15 protein-coding genes and 2 pseudogenes are annotated in these 20,268 nt (G+C 63.0%); 14 read left to right on the top strand and 3 right to left on the bottom strand.

Going from position 1 to position 20,268, the window contains the following annotated elements:
• Positions 1 to 25 precede the first annotated feature (25 nt).
• Entirely contained in the window at positions 26 to 1,387 is a 1,362-nt protein-coding gene (locus AC5RU7_RS16945) for an MFS transporter (RefSeq protein ID WP_494011147.1), read from the top strand.
• A 185-nt stretch (positions 1,388 to 1,572) separates the two neighbouring features.
• A complete protein-coding gene (locus AC5RU7_RS16940; RefSeq protein ID WP_494011148.1) occupies positions 1,573 to 2,880 on the top strand; it encodes an NtaA/DmoA family FMN-dependent monooxygenase in 1,308 nt (435 codons plus the stop codon).
• A gap of 23 nt (positions 2,881 to 2,903) precedes the next feature.
• Here the strand turns inward: AC5RU7_RS16940 and AC5RU7_RS16935 are convergent, their stop codons facing one another.
• Positions 2,904 to 3,839: a LysR family transcriptional regulator gene (locus AC5RU7_RS16935; protein WP_494053208.1), complete on the bottom strand. Its 936-nt coding sequence runs from the start codon at positions 3,837 to 3,839 to the stop codon at positions 2,904 to 2,906.
• Positions 3,840 to 3,986: 147 nt separating this feature from the next.
• On the opposite strand from AC5RU7_RS16935, the gene AC5RU7_RS16930 reads away from it, so the two are divergent.
• The 4 genes from AC5RU7_RS16930 (at position 3,987) to AC5RU7_RS16915 (ending at position 8,200) form a co-directional block, all read left to right on the top strand.
• On the top strand, positions 3,987 to 5,579 hold the full coding sequence (locus AC5RU7_RS16930; RefSeq protein WP_494011151.1) for an FAD-binding oxidoreductase: 1,593 nt from the start codon (positions 3,987 to 3,989) through the stop codon (positions 5,577 to 5,579).
• Positions 5,580 to 5,996: 417 nt separating this feature from the next.
• Positions 5,997 to 7,505: a 4-hydroxyphenylacetate 3-hydroxylase N-terminal domain-containing protein gene (locus AC5RU7_RS16925; protein WP_494053207.1), complete on the top strand. Its 1,509-nt coding sequence runs from the start codon at positions 5,997 to 5,999 to the stop codon at positions 7,503 to 7,505.
• 8 nt (positions 7,506 to 7,513) lie between these two features.
• Positions 7,514 to 7,957 (top strand): hypothetical protein, encoded by a 444-nt coding sequence (locus AC5RU7_RS16920; RefSeq protein WP_494053206.1) that lies wholly within the window; start codon positions 7,514 to 7,516, stop codon positions 7,955 to 7,957.
• A gap of 93 nt (positions 7,958 to 8,050) precedes the next feature.
• Positions 8,051 to 8,200 carry a hypothetical protein gene (locus tag AC5RU7_RS16915; RefSeq protein WP_494011154.1) on the top strand — a complete coding sequence of 50 codons (150 nt, stop codon included), beginning with the start codon at positions 8,051 to 8,053 and terminating at the stop codon, positions 8,198 to 8,200.
• Positions 8,201 to 8,766: 566 nt separating this feature from the next.
• Here the strand turns inward: AC5RU7_RS16915 and AC5RU7_RS16910 are convergent.
• Positions 8,767 to 11,421, bottom strand: a complete 2,655-nt coding sequence (locus AC5RU7_RS16910) for a trehalase-like domain-containing protein (RefSeq protein ID WP_494011155.1) — start codon at positions 11,419 to 11,421, stop codon at positions 8,767 to 8,769.
• 557 nt (positions 11,422 to 11,978) lie between these two features.
• Entirely contained in the window at positions 11,979 to 12,467 is a 489-nt protein-coding gene (locus AC5RU7_RS16905; RefSeq protein ID WP_494011156.1) for an NUDIX domain-containing protein, read from the bottom strand.
• A gap of 392 nt (positions 12,468 to 12,859) precedes the next feature.
• On the opposite strand from AC5RU7_RS16905, the gene AC5RU7_RS16900 reads away from it, so the two are divergent.
• The 8 genes and pseudogenes from AC5RU7_RS16900 to AC5RU7_RS16865 all read left to right on the top strand — a co-directional run bounded on the left by AC5RU7_RS16900 (position 12,860) and on the right by AC5RU7_RS16865 (position 20,203).
• Positions 12,860 to 13,711 carry a fumarylacetoacetate hydrolase family protein gene (locus AC5RU7_RS16900; protein WP_494011157.1) on the top strand — a complete coding sequence of 284 codons (852 nt, stop codon included), beginning with the start codon at positions 12,860 to 12,862 and terminating at the stop codon, positions 13,709 to 13,711.
• Positions 13,712 to 13,765: 54 nt separating this feature from the next.
• A complete protein-coding gene (locus AC5RU7_RS16895; RefSeq protein ID WP_494053205.1) occupies positions 13,766 to 15,382 on the top strand; it encodes an FAD-dependent monooxygenase in 1,617 nt (538 codons plus the stop codon).
• 38 nt (positions 15,383 to 15,420) lie between these two features.
• Positions 15,421 to 15,657, top strand: a pseudogene (locus AC5RU7_RS16890) (carboxymuconolactone decarboxylase family protein); the annotation flags it as partial.
• Positions 15,617 to 15,874, top strand: a pseudogene (locus tag AC5RU7_RS16885) (thiolase family protein); the annotation flags it as partial. The pseudogenes AC5RU7_RS16890 and AC5RU7_RS16885, both read left to right, overlap by 41 nt.
• Positions 15,875 to 16,107: 233 nt before the next feature.
• Complete coding sequence (locus AC5RU7_RS16880; RefSeq protein WP_494011159.1) at positions 16,108 to 16,794, top strand: HD domain-containing protein; 687 nt, start codon at positions 16,108 to 16,110, stop codon at positions 16,792 to 16,794.
• Positions 16,795 to 16,854: 60 nt separating this feature from the next.
• Complete coding sequence (locus tag AC5RU7_RS16875) at positions 16,855 to 17,649, top strand: IclR family transcriptional regulator (protein WP_494011160.1); 795 nt, start codon at positions 16,855 to 16,857, stop codon at positions 17,647 to 17,649.
• A 156-nt stretch (positions 17,650 to 17,805) separates the two neighbouring features.
• Positions 17,806 to 19,083, top strand: a complete 1,278-nt coding sequence (locus AC5RU7_RS16870; RefSeq protein ID WP_494053204.1) for a cytochrome P450 — start codon at positions 17,806 to 17,808, stop codon at positions 19,081 to 19,083.
• Positions 19,084 to 19,087: 4 nt separating this feature from the next.
• Positions 19,088 to 20,203: a PEP/pyruvate-binding domain-containing protein gene (locus AC5RU7_RS16865; protein WP_494053203.1), complete on the top strand. Its 1,116-nt coding sequence runs from the start codon at positions 19,088 to 19,090 to the stop codon at positions 20,201 to 20,203.
• The last annotated feature ends 65 nt before the right edge of the window (positions 20,204 to 20,268 follow it).

Genomic DNA, 20,268 nt, shown 5'->3' with positions numbered 1-20,268 from the left:
CTCTCACAGCTTTCGAAAAGAGATCATGTTGAACCCGAAAACCACCCGGAAAAGCCAGATGCCGGTGGACGTTGACTCAGGCAGGAAAGTACCTGCCGTCGACTCACTGAACACTAAGGACATGCGCCGCATCCTGGGTTCCAGCCTCATTGGCAGCATTATCGAGTACTACGACTTCATTCTTTACGCTACTGCTGCTTCCCTGGTGTTTGACCGGGTTTTCTTTGCCAACTTGGGCCCCGGCCTATCCCTGTTTGCCTCCTTTGCGACCCTTGCGGCCGGATACGTTGCCCGGCCTCTCGGTGGTATCGTCTTTGGCCACTTCGGCGATCGCCTGGGCCGGAAAAAGATGCTGGTGCTGTCGATGCTCATGATGGGCGGCGCCACCGTCCTTATCGGGCTCCTGCCCACCACGGCGCAAATCGGCGTTGCGGCGCCTATCATGCTTGTCCTTCTGCGCGTCATTCAGGGCATTTCCGTTGGCGGAGAGTGGGGCGGCGCCACTTTGATGGCCCTGGAGCACGCGCCTGCAAAAAAGCGCGGCCTCGCCGCAGCGTTCGCCAACGCCGGCGGACCGGCGGGCGGGCTGCTGGCCACACTGGTGGTTTCCGCCGTTTCCGCGTTGACCGGGGACCAGTTCCTGGTCTGGGGCTGGCGGATACCGTTCCTGCTCAGTGCCTTCCTGATCCTCATCGGCATGGTCATCCGCCTCAGGGTGGCAGAGACGCCCGTATTCCAGAAGCTCGAAGCCGAAGCCGCTAAAGTCAAGCACCCGCCTTTGCTGGAGGTGCTCCGGCATCATCCGCGTGTTGTCGTGGTCACCCTCGTGGCTACGTTGGGATTCTATGCCTGCCAGGGGCTGCTAACGGTGTGGGGCGTCTCCATGGCTGTTGGAAGCGGCGTTGACCGCTCCGGCGTCCTGAACTGGAAGGGAGTCGCCGCCGTGGTGACGGTGGCGGTCTGCTTTTACTCCGCACGCCTCAGTGACCGGATCGGCCGGCGCACTGTCCTTACGGGCGCGGGCGTGGCGGGCATCGTCCTGGCATTCCCACTCATCTTGCTGCTTACAAACGGGACTATGTGGGGCTTTGCCGTGGCAGTCGTGGTCGGCAATGGGCTGGTCCAGGGGGCCCTTGCCGGACCAATCGGCGCCTACATCTCCGAGCAGTTCCCCACCGGCGTCCGCTATACCGGGGCGTCCCTGTCCTATCAGGGCGCCTCAATGATCGGCGCCGGTTTCACCCCCATGATCGCCACGGGCCTGGTTCTCGCAGCCGGTGGGAGCGTGTGGATGGTAGCCGTGTTCTGGATCGTCATCTTGGCAGCAGGTCTCGCCGCTGTGCGCCTCACCCGTGAGGGCTCACGCCTCAAACTCGACGCGGTCTAAACCTGCACAAGGGAAGGCTTCCAGGGCTGAAACATGATGCCCCGAGTGCTTCCGCCTCAGGTGACTCCATTGTCAGTTTTTTTGAACTCATTATGCTGAAACTTCTGCCTTTACGAGGGTACCGGTTGCCCGCATGCTGGAGACAGCGAGGCGCTCGGATTGGCGCCTAACGAAAGGAACCACGCATGAAGCCTAAGAATCACATGGTGCTCACTACCTTTATGCTGCCGGCGGGTTATCACAAGGACAGCTGGCGGAAGGAAGGAAGCCGGGCAGAAGAGCTCGGCAACCTGGACTTCGTGGCAGACCTAACCGCGATGGCCGAGGCGGCAAAGCTTGACGCCGTCTTTTTCGGCGACATCGTGCACGCCAACACGGTGATGCGGGGCGACATCAAGATGAACGGGTTCTACGAACCCATGACCGTGCTCGCAGCCTTGGCGGCCAGGACAAAAAACATCGGCCTGATCGGCACCATGTCCACTTCCTTCTGCGAGCCGTACAACCTGGCCCGGCAGCTGTGCGGCCTGGACCACATGTCCAATGGCAGGGCTGGCTGGAACATCGTCACGTCGTCTGACGGTTTCAGTAACTATGGCGTGGAGGACGTTCCGGACCCGGCGGTGCGTTACCGGCGGGCCACGGAGTTCGTGGACGTGGTGCAGCGTCTCTGGGACAGCTGGTCCGATGACGCCGTCATCGTGGACAGGGAATCTGGTGAGTACGTGGACCGGAGCAAGCTCAAGGCCATCCGGCATAAGGGCGAGTTTTTTGAAGTCGAAGGGCCCATCAACATGCCGCGGTCGCCGCAGGGGCGTCCCGTGCTGGTCCAGGCGGGATCCTCAGGCCCGGGCATGGACCTGGGTTCCTCGGTGGCGGACGGGATTTACACCGCCCAGCCGTTCAAAGAACCGTCCATCGAGTTTTACACCAAGTTTAAGAACATGGTGGCTGAGAAGGGCCGGAACCCCGACGACGTCAAGATCATTCCGGGTATCCTGCCCATTCTCGGCGACACGGAGAAGGAAGCGCAGGACCTTGCCAACGAGCTGGCCAGCTACGTGCACCTCGGTAACGGCCGCAAGCAGGTGGGTGCTGACCTCAAGATGGACCTGACCGAGTTGGAGTTCGATGAGTCGATCCCAGCCGAGTGGTTTTCCGATGACCCCCGGCTGGGCAGCAGGTACCAGATATACCGCAAGAAGAGCGTGGACATGGGCATGACGCTGCGCGAGCTGATCGTGGACCTGGCCCGGTCCACCGGGCACCAGTGGATGGCCGGCACTCCCTCGCAGGTGGCTGACCGCATGGTTGACTGGTTCGAGTCGAAAGCGTGCGACGGTTTCAACCTCAACGCTCCCTTCAACCCGGGCGGATTCAAACTTATCTGCGACAAGCTCGTCCCGGAACTTCAGGACCGCGGCTACTTCCGGTCCGAGTATGAGGGCAACACCCTGCGTGAGAACCTTGGGCTTTCACGCCCCTCAGCGTAGAGGGGCGGCGCAGGGCCGGCCGCTTAAGAGTCGGCAGATCTGAAGCGTTCGACGGCCACATCCACCCAGGCCTGTGCGCGTGCGTTCAACCGCATGCTCCGCGTCCAGGCCAGCGACACAGTGGCTTGGGCGCGGGTATGGATCCGCGGCTCGGCAACCCGCTTGAGCACAACCTTTAGCTCCTCGTATGGCGCGTCCAGCATGGGTTGCTGGAAGAGCACGGCAACGCCACGGCCACTCGCTACCAGCGATCGGACTGTGGCGTAGCTGCGGGAGCGGTGCCGGATGTCCGGTGTCAGGCCGGCAGCGCGGTACATCTCCAGGATGCGCGTGGAGATGGGAGGAGCGTCGAAAAAGATGAGCGGACTGTCGGCTACGTCCCTGAGTGCAACCACCTCCGCTTCGCGCTGGGGATGGTCCGCCGGAAGCAGGATGTACGGCTCCACGGACAGCAGCGGCGCCGTCTTGAGCGCAGGGGAGATGTCCATGTCGAAAACGAAGGCGGCGTCGATGGAACCGTTGAGCAGGCGCTCCTGCAGATCCTCGTGGTACCCCTCAATGAAATCGACCTCCACGTGCGGGCACTGTTCCGCAAAATCGGCCAGCATCGGCGGAATGATGGTGGGCCCCAGCGGCATAAAGCACCCGACGGTCAGTGGACCGCGGATGTCAGTCCTGGCGCGTTTGGACAGCGACGCGATCTCATCCGCAAGTTCAAGCAGTTGGCGCGCCTGCCTGAACACCACGATGCCCGTCGATGTCAGGGTGAGCCCCTTGGACTTGCGCTTGATGCACAGCTGGGCCCCGACAATTCGCTCCAGTTCCGCGATGGACATGGAGATGGCCGACGGCGCCATGTGTAGCCGCCGTGCTGCCTCGCTCATCGTTCCGGTTTCGGCCGCCACGACAAAGTGCAAGACCTGGCGCAGCGTAATCGAGGGGTTCAGGGCGATGTTCACATTGTCAATATTACTGACGACCAAGAGCGGAAATAGACGATTTACTTGAGCAGTTCAGCTTGCCATCATAAAAGAAACGGCGCCGACGACGGCGTCCCCGCCGTCGCAGCAGCGGCAGCACCCCTTCCCGAAAGTGACGTAACGTAAATGGACGCCCAAGCCACCTTCCTCGACCAGGCAGAAGCAATTGTCGGCCCCGGCAACGTTGTCCGTGCCACGCCCAAAGACGGCTACATCGACCCGTATCCCCTCAATCCCGGGCGGGCTAAGTGGCCTGGCGTGCGTCCTGGGAGCGTGGAGGAGGTCCAAGCCGTGGTCCGGCTCGCCAACGACACCGGCGTTCCGCTGTGGTCCTTCTCCAAGGGCAAGAACCTGGGTTACGGGGGACCGGAACCGCGCAGCCGCGGCATGGTAGCGCTGGACCTGAGCCGCCTCAACAAAATCATCGAAGTGAATGACCATCTTAACTACGCCGTCATCGAGCCCGGTGTCAGTTTCTTTGACCTCTTCGAACACATTCAGGAAAACGGGCTGAAGCTTTGGATGTCCGTTCCCGCCCTCGGCTGGGGATCGATCCTTGGCAACGCCCTCGACCGCGGCTACGGCATGACCCCGATGGGCGACCATGTGCAATCCATTTGCGGTATGGAGGTGATACTGCCGGACGGTGAGCTGGTGCGTACAGGAATGTGGGCCATGGACGGAACGGAACTCGGCCCCATCTTCAAAGGCGGATTCGGACCCACACTGGACGGTATCTTCACCCAATCAAATCTCGGCATAGTCACCAAGATCGGCCTTTGGCTGATGCCCTGGCCGGACGTGTACATCAACGGCGACGTTGTGGTGGAGCGCGAGGAGGACATGCCCAAGCTGGTGGACATCCTGACCCAGCTCCGGCGCGAGGACGTCATTCAGAACAACGCCCTGTGCGGCAACGTGGTTCGGGCGGCCACCATGAACGGTCCGCGGTCACGCTGGTACCAGGGGGAGGGGTCCATTCCGGATGACCGTCTGGAGGAAATGCGCCAGGAAATGGGCATTGGCCAGTGGAACGCCAAGTTCGCGATCTACGGCGACAAGGGACTCGCCCAACGCAGGCTTGAGATCATTCGGGAACGCTTCGCCGGGCTTGAAGGGTTTACCGTCAAAGCCAGGCTCTATGAAGGCGCCGAAGGCGTACAGGTCGCCTATGACGACATTGCGGACATGGACCGCACTCAAATGGCCGGAGTGCCCACCCTGAAGCCCTTGTCCACGGTGGCATGGGCGGCGGAAAACGGCGGGCATATCGACGCTGCCCCCATCATTCCCGCCCGAGGGGAGGAAGTGTGGGCGTTCTATCGAGAAGCCAAGGAGCTGTACCGCCGGTTCGGCTTTGACCTGTACATCGGTTACCACCTCTACCCGCGCCATATGGTGCACGTGACCATGATCTTCTTCGAAAACGATAACCAGGAGCAGTTGGCGCGCGCACGGGCTCTCTACTCAGCGTTGCTGGCAGCAGCCCGTAGCCACGGGTACGCGCCCTACCGCAGCCATGTGGACTACATGGATGTCATCGCTGACGGCTTCGACTACAACAACAACGCCATCCGTCGGCTCCAGGAGACACTTAAGGACGTGCTGGATCCCAACGGCATCCTGGCGCCCGGAAAGCAGGGGGTCTGGCCCCGGCGGTACCGCGAGGTCGGGGCGGAAGCCTCGGACGGCGTCGCCGAATCGGCTGTCCCGCTTTAGAACGCCTGTCCAAAGCAGCTTCCGACAGGTTGCGGCGACGGAAGCCATCACGGAGAAGGGGCCGGACGCTGGTGAAGCAAACCAGCGTCCGGCCCTTTTCGCTACAGGACCGCCAGTAGTAGCCCCAGGGTGCGCTCCTGGAGGTGGACGCGTGCTCCTTTTGCCTTGCAGCGGCGTGTCCAGGGCTTGTACATGGATTCGAACAGCATCCGCCGGGAAATCCCCCTACGTCGAGTTGTTCTTGCACGGCCGCCTGTACCTCGACGATTTGATCGCATGGAAGATTCCGCTCAAGGACATTGATGAGGCATTGTCAATTTCCGGCTTTTTATATAAAATTCCATCAGAATGCATTTTGCATGGGGAGTGTTGGGCTATCTCGTCCAATTACTTGCGCCAGCTGAGAAGGAGTTCGAAGTGACAGCACGCACCGGAGCAGAGTACAAGCGGGGCCTGGACGACGGCCGAGAGGTATGGCTGGGGTCGGAGCGCATCTCCGTCCTTGAGCACCCGGCCTTTAAAGGATCGGTTGAAGGCATGGCCGGCTACTTCGACTACCAGCACAAGTACGCGGCGGACTGCCTGAGCACCCACCCGGAGACCGGCGAGGCCATGAACGTCAGCCACTCGCTGCCTAGAAACGCGGAAGACATAGTGCGCCGCCACCGCGCCTTCGACCGCCTGGCCCGGTACTCCAATGGCATGCTCGGCCGCACGCCGGACTACGTCAACGTGGTCCTGGCCGGGCACGTGGTCCGCAAGGACATCTTTGACCGCTCCGGGGACCCGGTGTACCACCAGCGGCTGGCGGCATACCAGCGCGAAGTCATCGAAAAGGACCTCGCACTGACCCACACCATTGTGCACGCCGCGATCGATAAGAGCGTCGGCGAACTGCAGGGCATGAACGAGGAACTCACCCTGCGCGTGATGAAACGGACTGAGCAGGGCCTCATCGTCAAGGGCGCGAAGATGCTCGCCACCCTCGGCCCCATCGCCGATGAGCTGTACGTCTACCCGGCAGTGCCCATCCAAAAAGGCTTCGAGGAATACGCAATCTCCTTCGCTATCCCCGTGGCCACCCCCGGCGTTGTCGCCATTTGCCGGGACCACTACGGCGTGGACGCGGCCCTGGAGGACAAGCCGTTCTCCTCACGTTTCGACGAACAGGACGCCGTCATCATCTTTGATGACGTCTTGGTGCCTTGGGACCGCGTGTTTATTGACGGCAACCTGGACGTCTACAACTCCATCAACGCAGGCACCGCTTCCGGCAACACGCAGCAGCAGACGGCCATCCGCGCGGCCGTGAAGCTGGAGTTCGCCTACGATCTGTGCACGCAGATTGCCAAGGTGACCGGGACTGAGGGCAAGCCCGATGTCGGCGCGATGCTCGGTGAAATCTACACCTACCTGCGGCTCACCCGGGCGGCCATCCATTCGGCGGAACTTCGGGCCTCGGACTGGGGCGGCGGAGCGTACTTCTGCCACGACGACATCAGCTCCCTGCGGGCCATCATGCCGGGCTGGATGATTCGGATCAACGACATCATCAAGTCCATGGGCTCGCACAACCTGCTGGCAACACCCACGGGCGGTGCGTTCCACGATCCCCGGCTGGGCCCGCTGCTGGAAAAGTACCTCCCCGGTGCCAACGGCATCAGCGCCCAAGAACGCGCCCGCATTATGCGCACCGCCTGGGACTTCGCCGGCTCGGCACTGGGCAGCCGGATCGAACTCTACGAACGTTTTTACCTCGGCAGCATCGGCCGCGCCCGCGCCCTGGACCACCGCAAGGCCCAGGCAGCGGGGGAGACCGGTGCCTACCATGCCATGTTCGCGGAAATCGACGATACCCCCGCTGGGCCCGAAGGCGAACCTGACGCGTCCGCCGGTGACCGGATCACCGTCGGGGCCAGAGTCTAGGTTCCGCCATGCCGGCGCAGACAGAGGAGGCCGCCGGCCCCGGAAGCAGCCTGGAAAACACGACAGGCATCGTGGCCGGGCATGTCACTGGCACCGGCTTCGAGGCCTTCGACGCCGCCAACGTGGCCGGGGCCAAGAGCCGGATCATCGATTCGCTGGGCAACATCGCCGCGGGCCACTACGCCCAGGGCAACGACGCCACCCTGAACCTCGCCCGAGGCTGGGGCGGCGCTGAGGAAGCAAGCGTCTGGTCCACGGCATCCGCCTGCCAGCGCACAACGCGCGGTGGTTTACGCGGTGATGATGCGGTCCTACGACCTCGAGCCAATCGGTGCGCAGTACGGGGAGCGGACGCCGTCCGCGGCCCAGATCAGCGGGACCACTATTCCAGTGGCCCTGGCGGTCGCCGAGCAGCAGCGCTACTCGGGGCGGGGACCTGCTCACCGCACTGATTCTGAGGGACCACCTCGCCTCACGCCTCGCCGCAGCTTCACCGCTGCGGACCTGGAACGGCTGCTGAACTCCGCTTGGAAGGGAAATACCGAATGATTTTTCTGGCACATCAGCTGAGACTGCTGTCCCACCTCAGCTACAAACAGGACCTGGCCCTGTGGGAAGCCGAACTGGCGGCCCCCACCATCAGATTGATTTCGTCCGCCTGGGTGGGCTGGTATGAAGCAGAGCCCGAAGCCTGAGAGAGAAGAATTCGGCGGCGGATGCCGCCGTCGCCTCGGGAGCAACTTCACCGCTCATCCAGGTGCATATCAGCCTCGTCCGCCCGCCTCGCCCACAGCGGTGGACAAGACGTTCAAGCATCCGCTCGGCTGCGGGACCTAGCGTCCACGTGGAAGAGTAAACTGCGAAGCAACGCTGAGCTCCTCTCGTTCCGGTCCGGCGAAGAAAGTGATGAGGCTCTCCTCGAAGCCCGGAACGGATCGGAGTACTGGAAGGATCAGGTCACTGGCCAGTTCCGACGGTGTCATGAGTCGTCCGGTCCTGGTGCGCAGCGCCAGAACGTTTAGTTGGGTGATGCCGCATCCGGCCAGCACGTGGTCAATTTGAAACTGAATGAGGTGGGCCGCCGTCGGGTCCGCCCGACGATCGCTGCCGGAGTACTGCTGATGTCCAGATCGATTCGGCACCACTGGTCCTGGACGTTATCTATCTAGTCTATGGATACAGCCACCCTCCCCTCTCGCTGGCGGGCGTATGAGTCGCTGTTCCTTGAGTGGCGGTGTGCCAGGGGTTTGCGGAGTGGGGTTCAGCTCTCTTTGCTTTGGTGCCGGTCCAGCAGCTGGGCGCAGCGGATCAGGCCCAGGTGGGAGTATGCCTGAGGGTGGTTGCCCAGGTGCGTTTCGCTTGTGGGGTCATATTCTTCGGGCAACAGCCCGGTGGGGCCGATGAGATTAACAAGCTGGCCGAACAGTACATCGGCGTCATCGGTGCGGCCTACCGCGAGATAGGCCTCGATCAGCCAAGTCGTGCAGATATGGAAGCCGCCTTCCAACCCGGGCAGCCCATCGTCGTAGCGGTACCGAAAAACGGTGGGTCCTACTCGCAGTACGCGCTCGACGGCATCTACTGTTTTCAGGAACCGTTCATCGGTTACATCTAGCAGGCCGGAGAGGCCAATATGCAGGACGGCCGCGTCCAGGTCGGGGCTGTCGTAGGCCACGGTGTACGACGCGGATTCCTCGTTCCAGCCTTGTTGGAGGACTTCGGTTCGGATGGTGGCAGCGGTGGTGCGCCAGAGCGGATCAAGTACCCGTCCGTGACGCTCGGCGGTGCGTACGGCGCGGTCCAGGGTGACCCAGCACATCACCTTGGTGTAAACGTGGTGGCGCGGTGGCCGCCGGGCTTCCCAGATTCCGTGGTCTGGTTCGTGCCAGCGAGCCAGGACCGCCGCGGCCATCTGCTCCAGCAGTTGCCATTGGAAATCGGTCAAAAGACCGTGGTATTCACTGAGACTGTGGATCAACTCTGCTATTGGCCCAAAGACGTCCAGTTGCACTTGGTGGTCTGCAGCATTCCCAATCCGTACCGGGCGCGACCCGGCATAGCCTGGCAGGCTTTCGATGGTTGCCTCGCTGGCCATCGAGTTCCCAGTTACGGAGTAGAGCGGGTGTAGCCATTCCGGGCCTGGAGCCTGGTCCAAAATTCGGCCTAGCCATCCCAGGAACCCGTCGGCCTCGTCGGTGGAACCAAGATCCACGAGTGCTTTAACGGTCATGGAACCGTCACGCAGCCAGCAGTACCGGTAGTCCCAATTACGGATTCCGCCGATTCCCTCGGGCAGGGAGGTGGTGGGGGCCGCCAACACTCCGCCGGTCGGTTCGTGCACCATGGCTCGGAGCACCAGCGCGGAACGCTTAACCAGCGAGGGTTTGACCGCAGGGAGCTTCAGCTTGCGTACCCAGGCCCGGGAACTAGCCGCGACATCGGCCCGGCGCGCTGGCTCGCCGACGGTATCGAGCACAAAAGTTCCGGTGTCCCCGCAGCGCAGGTTCAGGACGACCGGCCCGTTGTGTAGGTCCACGTCTGCAGTGGCGGTTGCATGGCGGTTATCGGTTCTGACCGTGAAACTGACTCCAGGGGCGTGCAGGATTATTGGATCGGCGGTGCCGAGCACGTGCAGGTCAGTACCGCGGACCTCCATCGTGAAGGGGGCGTTCGTGTAATCCGGTCGTGGCGCAAAGACGATCCTGGCCGCGCCTGTGCCGGCAAGCACCCGCACCAGGCTGGTGAGACCTTCCGGAGAGGGTTCCAGGTAGTCCGTCACGGTTATATCCGCCCAGCGGGTCTCGACGATCATCGTGCTGTCCACATAGCGTTGCCCGAGCACCCGCGATGCCTGCACGGGCTCAACGCTGAAATGCCCGGCCGCGTCGCCGCCAAGAATGTGCGCGAACACGGACCCGGAATCCGGCAGCGGATGGGTCATCCAACAGATCTTCGCATCCGGGGTTACCAGTGCGGTGGAGGAGCCGCTCCCCAGTAGCGAATGGCGTTCCAGGCCCACGGCGTCCTCGCCGAAAAGCCAGGCCCTGCGCAATTCGAACAGCACGGCCAGGACCATAGCGAAAGCATCCGGATCCGGCAGCCGGTGTCCGTTCCCGGGCCCGGGCCCGACCCGCAGGCCCAGGTCCGGACCTCGCAGTGTGGTGAGGGCGTCCTCGTCGCTGGGGCCGTCCCCGGCATAGAGCGTGGCGCTGATGCCCAGCTGGGATCGCAGGCGTTCGAGGGCTCGGCCTTTGGCTGGCTCCACCAGGGACAAATCCAGGACGGACCCGTCCACAATGAAATACATCCCGCGGTCCCGGGCAATCCGTTCCGCTTTTGCGGTCACCCGGGCAGCGACGTCCGATGGTTTCCCCATCAGACGCACTGACACCCCTGCGGGTTTCCGATGGATCCTCTCGATCCTGAAATCCTTTTCGGCCCTCACTACTTCCGCCAGGGCGTCGGTGACTTCTTGCAGGATTGGCGTTGTGGTAGCAGGCTGGTCATAGACAAAATCCATGTCAAATTCGGCACCGTGCGAACCCACAAGGTGGACTTCGGCCGGCAGCCGAGACACCGCCGCCAAATCCCGCAAGGAACGGCCTGAAATTACCGCTGCGTGCGTGTTGGGCAGCGACGCCAGGGCGCGGAGGGCAATCGAGGCATTGCCGACCTGCAAGGACACCTTGGAGGTCCCCTCGTCGGCAGAAAGTGTCCCGCCATAGTTGCAGGCCACCAGCAGGTACGGAGTGCGTGCCAGCATCTTCAGCTCATTGAGCAGCTGCGGCGACAGCTTATTTCCCGCCGGATCAGACTGGATCAGATCTCTTAGCAAGTCCTGCGGCAAGGAGTTGGAAAGCAGCCCGGAATATTCCGCGGACCGACTGGCCGGCCGCCAGCCACCAGACGTGGTCATGAAGGTTCTAGCCCTCAGCCAACGGCCCGGCAGCTGAAGTGGCCGCCGGTCAGAACCGAGTTATGCCTGCGTCCGACGGGGATCATGTAATAAACTTTCACGGCCAACCATCGTCTCAGCGTGATTCGTTGAAGGCATCGGTGTCAAGGGTTCGGGCTCAGGAGCTCAGGGTCGGGTCCGCACAGGAAACGGGCAAACTTCAAGGCAGAGTTCCCGAGACGAAAAGAGGACGGCCAGAAAGACTAGTCGCTGCCGCGAACACCATGACCTTCCATCGGATTCAGCGGACAGGCGTACAAGGTTGAGCCAACCGGTGGATCCGGAGGTACTCAGCAGAAGCACCAGCTCCGGGTCCAGTTCAACAGCCGGACCGGTGACCGGACGCTGTGGCCACAGTGGATGTGCAGAACGGCCCTGTACAGGGGCGGATGGCGCCGCTGAATCGAGCCCCGGCGTCGGCGGGCATGCCAAGAACTGACACGGAGGGTCCACCGACTCTGGTTCCGTTCATTGACTGACTCGCTGGCCTAGCTTCGAGCTTAGGAGCTAACCCGCGGTTAAGGGCCGGGACTGTCGGGGGCGCCGTGACCGGTTGCATCGAGCACGCTGTCTAGCCAGGTGACGCGATTAGTAAAGCGCTTCGCCTTGCGAGGATCGGTCCACCGGTAGGAGTCGTGCTCCCAATTGATTTTCAGCCGCCTTCGGGATGTTAGGGCGGTGAAAGTGTGAATGAGCCACGGGGTTCCAAAGCGGTCGGTGACCACGAGGTCCGGTCCTTGACGGAGCGCCTGGAGGTCTTCGGCCCGCAGCCCCGCTTCTTCGAAGAGTTCTTCAAGAGCCTGCTGTTCCGGTGTCGCCCCGGGTTCCAGAAATCCGGTGATGCAGTGCCAAAGGCCGCTGTCGTGGCTAGGGCGGCGGCTTCTTCTAAACAGGGCAATCCTGCCCCGCCATTGGATGACGGCGGCGATGACAATGTGATTCAGGGGAATGTCAGATGCAGCGCCAGAGGGAACCTTGGTGCCAAGGACTGTATTGCTGGGGCCCATGTTCCTCTCCTTTACTACGTGCTCTCGAGGGGCTGGCACTTATAGTGCACAATTCTTGATCGATCCCGCCTCCTCAGCTGTGGACTACTGCCGGCGCCGTGTCAGCTAGGAGATAGAAATTTTCGAGAAAACCGGAGACGCGCACCGGCGCGCTGCACGACGCGGCGGTCCAGCTTGCTCGGTTGTTCCTAGGAGAGTCGCGCCCAGTCGGTCACCAGGGAGGTCACCAAGTCCTTGCCGATAGCCTAACAATCCATAACTATAGCAATAATGCCTAAAGACAGGATAATGTATTGTCCGTATCGATGTACCCCTTTAGCCGGCGGCGCCGCCGCCCAAAGAGAATCAACATCACCTCCCGGGGCGCTCCGGCGCCGTGAAAGGAACCACACATGAACTACGCAACCTTCGTATCCGCAGACGGCTCCCCCACTTGGGGCATCATTGCCGACGGACAGGCGTACGATCTTGGCCCCAGCGGAGCCAACCTTGCCCGCACGCTCCGCGTCGCCGTCGAGCAGGGCATCTTCGGCACCGTTGGCGAGGAGTTCCGCAACGCCCCGTCCCGACCGGAAGCGGACATCGAGTTCCTCCCGCCCATCACGGATCCCGGCAAGATTCTTTGCATCGGCGTGAACTACCGCAGCCACCAGGAGGAATCCGGCAAGACGGAACAGAAGGCACCCACTGTCTTCACCCGCTTCGCTGACTCCCAGATGGGCCACCTTCAGCCTGCCCAAATGCCTGCCACCACCGCCAAGTTCGACTACGAAGGCGAAATGGCCCTGGTCATTGGCAAGGAAGCATTCCACGTCGCCGAGGAGGACGCCTTCGACTACGTTGCCGGCTACGCTGCCTACAACGACCTCAGCGTTCGCGACTGGCAGCTCGCGGCCTCCCAGTGGATTCCCGGCAAGAACTTCCCCGGCACCGGTGGGTTTGGCCCCTACCTTGTCCCGGCCGCCGAGCTGGGCGACGTCAACAAGCTCACCCTGGAAACCCGGGTCAACGGTGACATCCGCCAGAAGGCCTCCGTTGCCGACCTGTACTTCACCATTCCGCAGCTGATCGCCTATGTCACCGGCTTCACCAGGCTCTCGCCCGGAGATGTGATCGTCACCGGCACACCCGGCGGTGTGGGCCTGTTCATGGAACCGTCCGGGCTCCTCTCGGCAGGTGACGTGGTGGAAGTGGAAATCACCGGTCTGGGGACCCTGAAAAACACGGTGGAACTCGTCCCCTGACCTGCCCTGCTCCCGCCCAGCCTGCACCCTTATAGGAACGGAACCCACATCGGCATGGACACAATCATCGAAACCGACGTACTTGTCATCGGCGCAGGCCCCATCGGCCTGGCCACGGCGAACCTGCTGGCGGACCAGGGCGTTAACGTGATGCTCGTTGAACGTCATGCCGGTACCAGCGACGAACCGCGGGCCATCAGCGTCACCGACGAGACCCTGCGCGTTATGCAGCAGATCGGGATCCTGGACCGGTTGGCACCTGAAATGCTTATGGACACCGGCGCCCGCTACTACGGCCGGAGGAAACAGCTGCTGGCGGAGGTCCACCCGGCCGCCCCGCGGCTAGGCCACCCCGGCAAGTCCCAGTTCGACCAGCCCGTCATGGAATCACTGCTGCTAGAAGCCGCCCGGAGCCGTCCGTCGATCGACATCCGCTTCACCACCGAAGCGTTCCGCATCACGGACGGCCCCGAGCATGTAGAGACGGTACTGATCGACGGCGAGGGCAGGTACACCGTCCGCTCCAAATGGGTGGTGGCGTGCGACGGCGGCCGCAGTCCGGTCCGCTCCCAGCTCGGCATCCCTATGGAAGGTTCCACCCAGACCCAGAAATGGATCGTGGTGGACATCATCAATACCCCGGGCGAACCGGAGCGGTTTTCCGAATTCCACTGCAACGGGACACGCCCCGTCGTGGTGGTCCCCGGAGTCCACGGACGCCGCCGCTACGAGTTCATGCTCCTGCCCGGTGAGGATGCGGCGGAGATGACGTCTCCGGAAACCATCATCAGGCTCATCGCGCCGTTCCAAGAGATTGCTGCGGCCGATATCCGCCGGGCGGCGGTCTACGTTGCGCACCAGCGCGTTGCCCTAAGTTACCGCGTGGGGCACGTGCTCCTCGCAGGCGACTCGGCCCACATGATGCCCCCGTTTGCCGGCCAGGCCCTCAACGCCGGCATCCGCGACGCCGCCAACCTCACATGGAAGATCGCCGCGCACGTGCGCGGAACCGGCACTGACGCCCTGGTGGACACCTACCAGACGGAGCGGCGTCCGCACGCGGTGGACATGGTGCGCCTGTCCCACAGGATCGGCAAAGTGGTGATGAACGTCAACCCGGCGCTCACTGCCATCCGTGATGCCGCCATTACCGCCTCCGGCATCGTTCCCGCTGCCAAGGCATGGCTAGCCGGTATGAAGTTCCTCAAACAGCCGTACTTCACCGAAGGATGCGTGGCTCACCTGAGCACTGAAGCTCCAAAGTGGGCAGCCATGCTGGTGGGCCGTTCCCTGTCCCAGCCGCAGGTCAGGCTGTCCACCGGAAGCGCCGTCCCACTGGATACCCTCCTCGGTTCGGGCTGGGCACTGCTGCACTTCCCCCATGATCGTAGTGCGCCCATTGAGGTCAAGCGGCTGGGTACTGATAGCAACGGACCCGCGAAGAACGACGACAGCGGCCACCACCCCGCGCTGATCGGCGTAACCGACACCAGCGGCGCTTTCGCGGCTGCTGCAGGCAGCGGCATGACCATTGTGGTGCGGCCCGACCGCTACGTTGCAGCAGTTACCACCCCGTACACAGAGCAGGGGGCCTTCGAGGCATTGGCTGCCTACGTGCCGGCGCTGCCGCTCTGGCTGAAAGCCGAATCAGGGGAACATGCCACCCGCTGACAGACATCAGCAAATCACGCAACACGCTAAGGAGCTTGGGCCTGTCCCGGCAGATGCGTTCCGCCGTGACCCTCACCGCGATGGTGGCGCAGGGGCACTGGGACGAGCTGGCCATCCACGTCCGCGCGGCCCTCACCAACGGCCTGAGTAGGGACGACATCAAGGAGATCCTGCTGCAGACCGCCATTTACTGCGGGGTCCCGTCGGCCAACGCGTTCAAGACCGCTTGGCAAGTCCTCGCTGGATGCGGCGATTATCGCTTCGCGCCAAATTAACGCCGGTGATCCGGAGTTGGTGCTGGTGGGCGGGGCAGAATCGATGTCCCGCGCGCCCTGGGTGCTGCCCAAGACGGAGAAACCGTACCCCGCGGGGGACATGACGCTGGCGTCTACGACGCTGGGCTGGCGCCTGGTGAACAAGGCGATGCCGAAGGAGTGGACCATCTCGCTGGGTGAGGCCACCGAGCGTTTGCGTGAGAAGTATGTCCCTACCGGTGCGGATCACTGCGACGTAGAGGGCGGTCGGTGGAACCTTCCCAGCCGATTCAGGCCAAAGACCAGCAGGACCCCGTTCGCCCCGAGCGGTCCCTCTGGTCGCGGCCGAGCCAATGATCCGGGACGGGATGAAGTCATTTTTTCGCACCCGGGGTCTCTGGCCCCTGGTGGCTTCCACTCAGTGGTTGTTTTCGGTTGCCGTGAGCGTAGGCGACGACGCATTGTTGCAGCATGACTAAGTTGCAGGCGACGGCGAACCATTACGGGCGGGATGTCTTGACTTACATTGAGGCGGAACCAGAAGGTGTAATCACCCTGGATCCTGCTCTCGTTGCAATGTGGGAGCTTGCAGCGCCTTTGCTTCGTGTGCGAGACAACGACGCGCACACACTGTACGCACTTGGTCTCGCCTGTGCCTTGCTGGAATCGCACCCCGAGGCCGACCCTGCCATCGTCCTCCCGGCCATAATGCTCCACGACGTGGGGTGGTCCGAGGTGCCGCCGGAGGAGGTTCTGCAGGCCATTGCTCCAGGGGGCGGAAGGCCGGATCTGGTCCTTCTCCACGAAAAGGAAGGCGCCAGACTGGCTGCCGACATCTTGGTGCGGACAGGTTATGACGCCTCGAAGGTCCCTGAGATTCTTGTCATCATCGACGGTCACGACTCCCGGCGGACTGCGCTCTCTATAGAGGACGCGATCGTGAAGGACGCGGACAAGGCCTGGCGGCTCAGCCCGCACGGCGTTGACACCGTCATGGACTGGTTCGGGCTGGACCGGAATCAGGCCCTGCGGCTGTGCAGCCAGCGAGTCCATGGTTACCTCTTCACTGAGGAAGCGAAAGCGATGGCCAGCGCGCTGTCAGCGCTGGAGTCCGTCACGTTGTGGCCTCAACGACAGGCACTGCTGAGCGCAGACTAGACTCTGATGGAACTGCCGGGAGGCGGTTTGCAGTGGACACACAGCGGATAAGGAGTCGCGATGGCCGGCGGCAGCCGCGAACCAGGCCGGACTGTGACATCCAAGGTTCTGGCCATTTTGGAGGCATTCGAGAAATCGCGCGGGGCCTTGAGCCTGACCGACATCGCAGCGAAGTCCGGCCTGCCCTTGAGCACGACTCACAGACTCGTCAATGAACTGACGGAATGGGGCTTCTTTTCGCGCGAGCCAAACGGGCGCTACCAGCCGGGCATCCGGCTGTGGGAGCTAGCCCAGAACACCGGGCGGCAGCTGCGCGACGCAGCCCGCCCCTACGTCCAGGATCTGTTCTCCCTGACGGGTGAAACCGCACACCTTGCCGTCAGGGCCGGCCACGAGGTGCTCTACATCGACCGCGTCTACAGCTCCAGGAGAGTCCCGCGCGCCTCCCGCGTCGGTGGCAGGCTCCCGATGCACGCGACCGCTGTCGGAAAGGTCATCCTCGCCTTTGACGAGGACTGGGTCCGCGACGCTTACCTGAACCGGCAGCTGGAGCGACACACCGCGCACACTCACATTGACCCCAAGCGGCTGGCCGAGGAACTTGTCCAAATTCGTGAGCAGGGATATGCCACCACCCTGGAGGAGGTGCGGCTAGGTTCCTGCTCCATCGCCGTCCCGGTGTTCCACACCGGAAGGATCGGGGCGTCAATCGGCCTGGTGCTGCCCACCAGCCAGGCTGCCACGATGACCCGGCACCTGCCGGTGCTGAAGGGAATTTCCGCCCAGATCGAGCGCGCCACCGCCCGGATCCCGCTCGAGACCCTGCTCGGGAATCAGAACGTGACAAAGGACTGACCGGAACTTCTGCCGGGAAGACCAGGGCAAGAACGCATTGGCTTCTACTCAGTGGAAGCATTCCCTGTCACGTCGCGGTGATGAGGGACACACTGGTGAGTAGAAACCGCCGCCGTGCCTGACGCTGCCGGCGGAACCAAACCACCAGGAGTCCAGATGTCATCGTCGACAGAAACGGCCGGGCGCTGTCCCTTCGGGTACGGCGCCGAAGCCCCCGCCGGGCACCACGGCTACGAGCCGTTCCAGATGAAGGATCCCTTCCCGGCCTACGCCAAACTCCGGGCGGAACAGCCCGTCATGTTCGATGAGCGCGTCGGCCTCTACGTTGTCTCCCGCTATGACGACGTCAAGGCTGTCTTCGGGGACTGGGAGACCTTCTCGAGCGACAATGCCCAGGCGCCGGTCCGGGAACGGGGCCCCGCTGCTAAAAAGATCATGGAAGACGGTGGGTTTACCGCCTATTCAGGCCTATCGGCCCGTCGACCCCCGGAGCACACCCGGATCCGCGCCGTAGTGCAGAAGGCCTTCACCCCCCGCCGCTACAAGGCGCTGGAACCCTCCATCCGGCAGAACGTGGTGGCGTTGATCGAAAAGATGCTGACCCGCCCCGAAGGCCAGGGCGACCTGGTCCGCGACCTTGCCTATGACGTTCCCACCATCACCATCCTGACCCTGATCGGCGCGGACGTTTCCCAGGTGGACACGTTCAAGCGCTGGAGTGACTCGCGTGCAGCCATGACCTGGGGAGACCTCAGCGATGAGGAGCAGATCCCGCACGCTCACAACCTGGTGGAGTACTGGCAGGAATGCCTCCGTCTGGTCCGGGTGGCCCACCAGGACGGCGGCGACAACCTCACCGCAGACCTGGTCAAGGCACAGCAGGACGGGGCGGAAATCTCCGACCACGAGATCGCCTCCGTCCTCTACAGCCTCCTGTTCGCCGGCCACGAAACCACCACCACGCTCATCTCCAACGCCCTGCGCGAACTCCTTGCACGGCCCGAACAGTGGCAGCAGCTGGTGGAAGATCCCAAAAAGATCCCGGCAGCGATCGACGAGGTCCTCCGTTACGCAGGATCGATCGTCGGCTGGCGCCGCAAGGCCCTCAAAGACACCGAGGTGGGCGGCGTCCCCATCGAGGAAGGTGCCCAGTTGCTCCTGCTGATGGGCTCCGCAAACCGTGACGAGAACAAGTTCGAAGCCGGCGAGGACTTCGATATCACCCGCCCCAACGCCCGCGAGCACCTCTCCTTCGGTTTCGGCATCCACTACTGCCTGGGCAACATGCTCGCCAAACTCCAAGCCAAAATCGCACTCGAGGAGGTGGCCCGGCTCGCCCCGGCGCTGCAGCTGGAGGACCCTGAATCCATCGACTTTCGCGAAAACCTCTCCTTCCGCGTCCCCGAAACCGTCCCCGTCACCTGGAAGGGCTAAAACCATGGAAAGCAACGACTACATCCAGTTTTTCGACGGCGGGATCGAGCCGAAACTGGAATACCTCGGCGGCAAGGGCGCTTCCTTGGTCACCATGACCTCCGCGGGCATGCCCGTCCCGCCGGGCTTTGTTGTCACCACCGCCCAGTTCGATGCCTTTATGGACGAGGCCGGCATCACAGCGAAAATCAACCAGCTGCTCGCCGACCTGGACCCAGAGAACACCGCCCAGGTGGACAAGGTCTCCGCCATCATCCGCGAGGACATCTGCTCCCGCCCGGTGCCCCAGGCCCTGCGCGACCCGACCATCACGGCCTACGAGTCATTAATGTCCCGCTTCGACGCCCCCGTCCCAGTGGCCGTCCGCTCCAGCGCCACGGCGGAAGACCTCCCGGACGCCTCCTTCGCCGGGCAGCAGGACACCTACCTCTGGCTCGACGGCGTCAAGGCTGTCACTGAACACATCCGCCAGTGCTGGGCGTCCCTCTACACTTCGCGCGCCATTATTTACAGGTTGAAGAACAGCATCCTCAACGAGGGCCTCTCCATGGCCGTCGTGGTGCAGAAGATGGTCAACTCCCGCGTTTCCGGCGTCGCCATCACCATGGATCCCACCAACGGTGACCGTTCAAAAATCACCATCGATTCCTCCTACGGTGTGGGCGAAATGGTCGTCTCAGGCCAGGTCACGCCGGACAACATCGTCTTGGACAAGGTCACGCTCGCCGTCGTGAACGAACACCTCGGCGACAAGCACGCCGAACTGGTTCCCGACCTCGGCGCCAAGCGCCTCACTGAACGCGAGGTCGACGCCGACCGCCGCGGCCGCCGCAGCCTCACCGACGCGGAACTCACCGCGGTCGCCCAGATGGCCAAGCGGGCCGAGAAGCACTACAAGTGCCCGCAGGACATCGAATGGGCCCTGGATTCGGACCTGCCAGACGGCGAAAACCTCCTGCTGCTGCAGAGCCGTCCCGAGACCGTGCACTCCTCTAAACCGGCCGCACAGCCCACGGCCACCACCGGCGGCTACTACGGCGGACTCTCCAGCCCCACCCCAGCCACCGGCGGCTTCAGCCTCGGCAGCATCACCGCCTCCCTGTTCAAGCCCCCCGTCTAAGCACTCCACAAAGCCCCACCGAAGCTCCTCGAGCTCCTCAGGCCAAGCTCCACACACCAAGGCTC

Source organism: Arthrobacter sp. K410C (genome assembly GCF_059090105.1).
This window is presented reverse-complemented; position numbering and strand designations above follow the sequence as displayed.

Bases quoted from the DNA above. Each gene is read 5' to 3' on its own strand.
- AC5RU7_RS16945 (WP_494011147.1), top strand. From the start codon at position 26: ATGTTGAACCCGAAAACCACCCGGAAAAGCCAGATGCCGGTGGACGTT.
- AC5RU7_RS16940 (WP_494011148.1), top strand. From the start codon at position 1,573: ATGAAGCCTAAGAATCACATGGTGCTCACTACCTTTATGCTGCCGGCG.
- AC5RU7_RS16930 (WP_494011151.1), top strand. From the start codon at position 3,987: ATGGACGCCCAAGCCACCTTCCTCGACCAGGCAGAAGCAATTGTCGGC.
- AC5RU7_RS16920 (WP_494053206.1), top strand. From the start codon at position 7,514: ATGCCGGCGCAGACAGAGGAGGCCGCCGGCCCCGGAAGCAGCCTGGAA.
- AC5RU7_RS16915 (WP_494011154.1), top strand. From the start codon at position 8,051: ATGATTTTTCTGGCACATCAGCTGAGACTGCTGTCCCACCTCAGCTAC.
- AC5RU7_RS16910 (WP_494011155.1), bottom strand. From the start codon at position 11,421: ATGACCACGTCTGGTGGCTGGCGGCCGGCCAGTCGGTCCGCGGAATAT.
- AC5RU7_RS16905 (WP_494011156.1), bottom strand. From the start codon at position 12,467: ATGGGCCCCAGCAATACAGTCCTTGGCACCAAGGTTCCCTCTGGCGCT.
- AC5RU7_RS16900 (WP_494011157.1), top strand. From the start codon at position 12,860: ATGAACTACGCAACCTTCGTATCCGCAGACGGCTCCCCCACTTGGGGC.
- AC5RU7_RS16895 (WP_494053205.1), top strand. From the start codon at position 13,766: ATGGACACAATCATCGAAACCGACGTACTTGTCATCGGCGCAGGCCCC.
- AC5RU7_RS16880 (WP_494011159.1), top strand. From the start codon at position 16,108: ATGACTAAGTTGCAGGCGACGGCGAACCATTACGGGCGGGATGTCTTG.
- AC5RU7_RS16875 (WP_494011160.1), top strand. From the start codon at position 16,855: ATGGCCGGCGGCAGCCGCGAACCAGGCCGGACTGTGACATCCAAGGTT.
- AC5RU7_RS16870 (WP_494053204.1), top strand. From the start codon at position 17,806: ATGTCATCGTCGACAGAAACGGCCGGGCGCTGTCCCTTCGGGTACGGC.
- AC5RU7_RS16865 (WP_494053203.1), top strand. From the start codon at position 19,088: ATGGAAAGCAACGACTACATCCAGTTTTTCGACGGCGGGATCGAGCCG.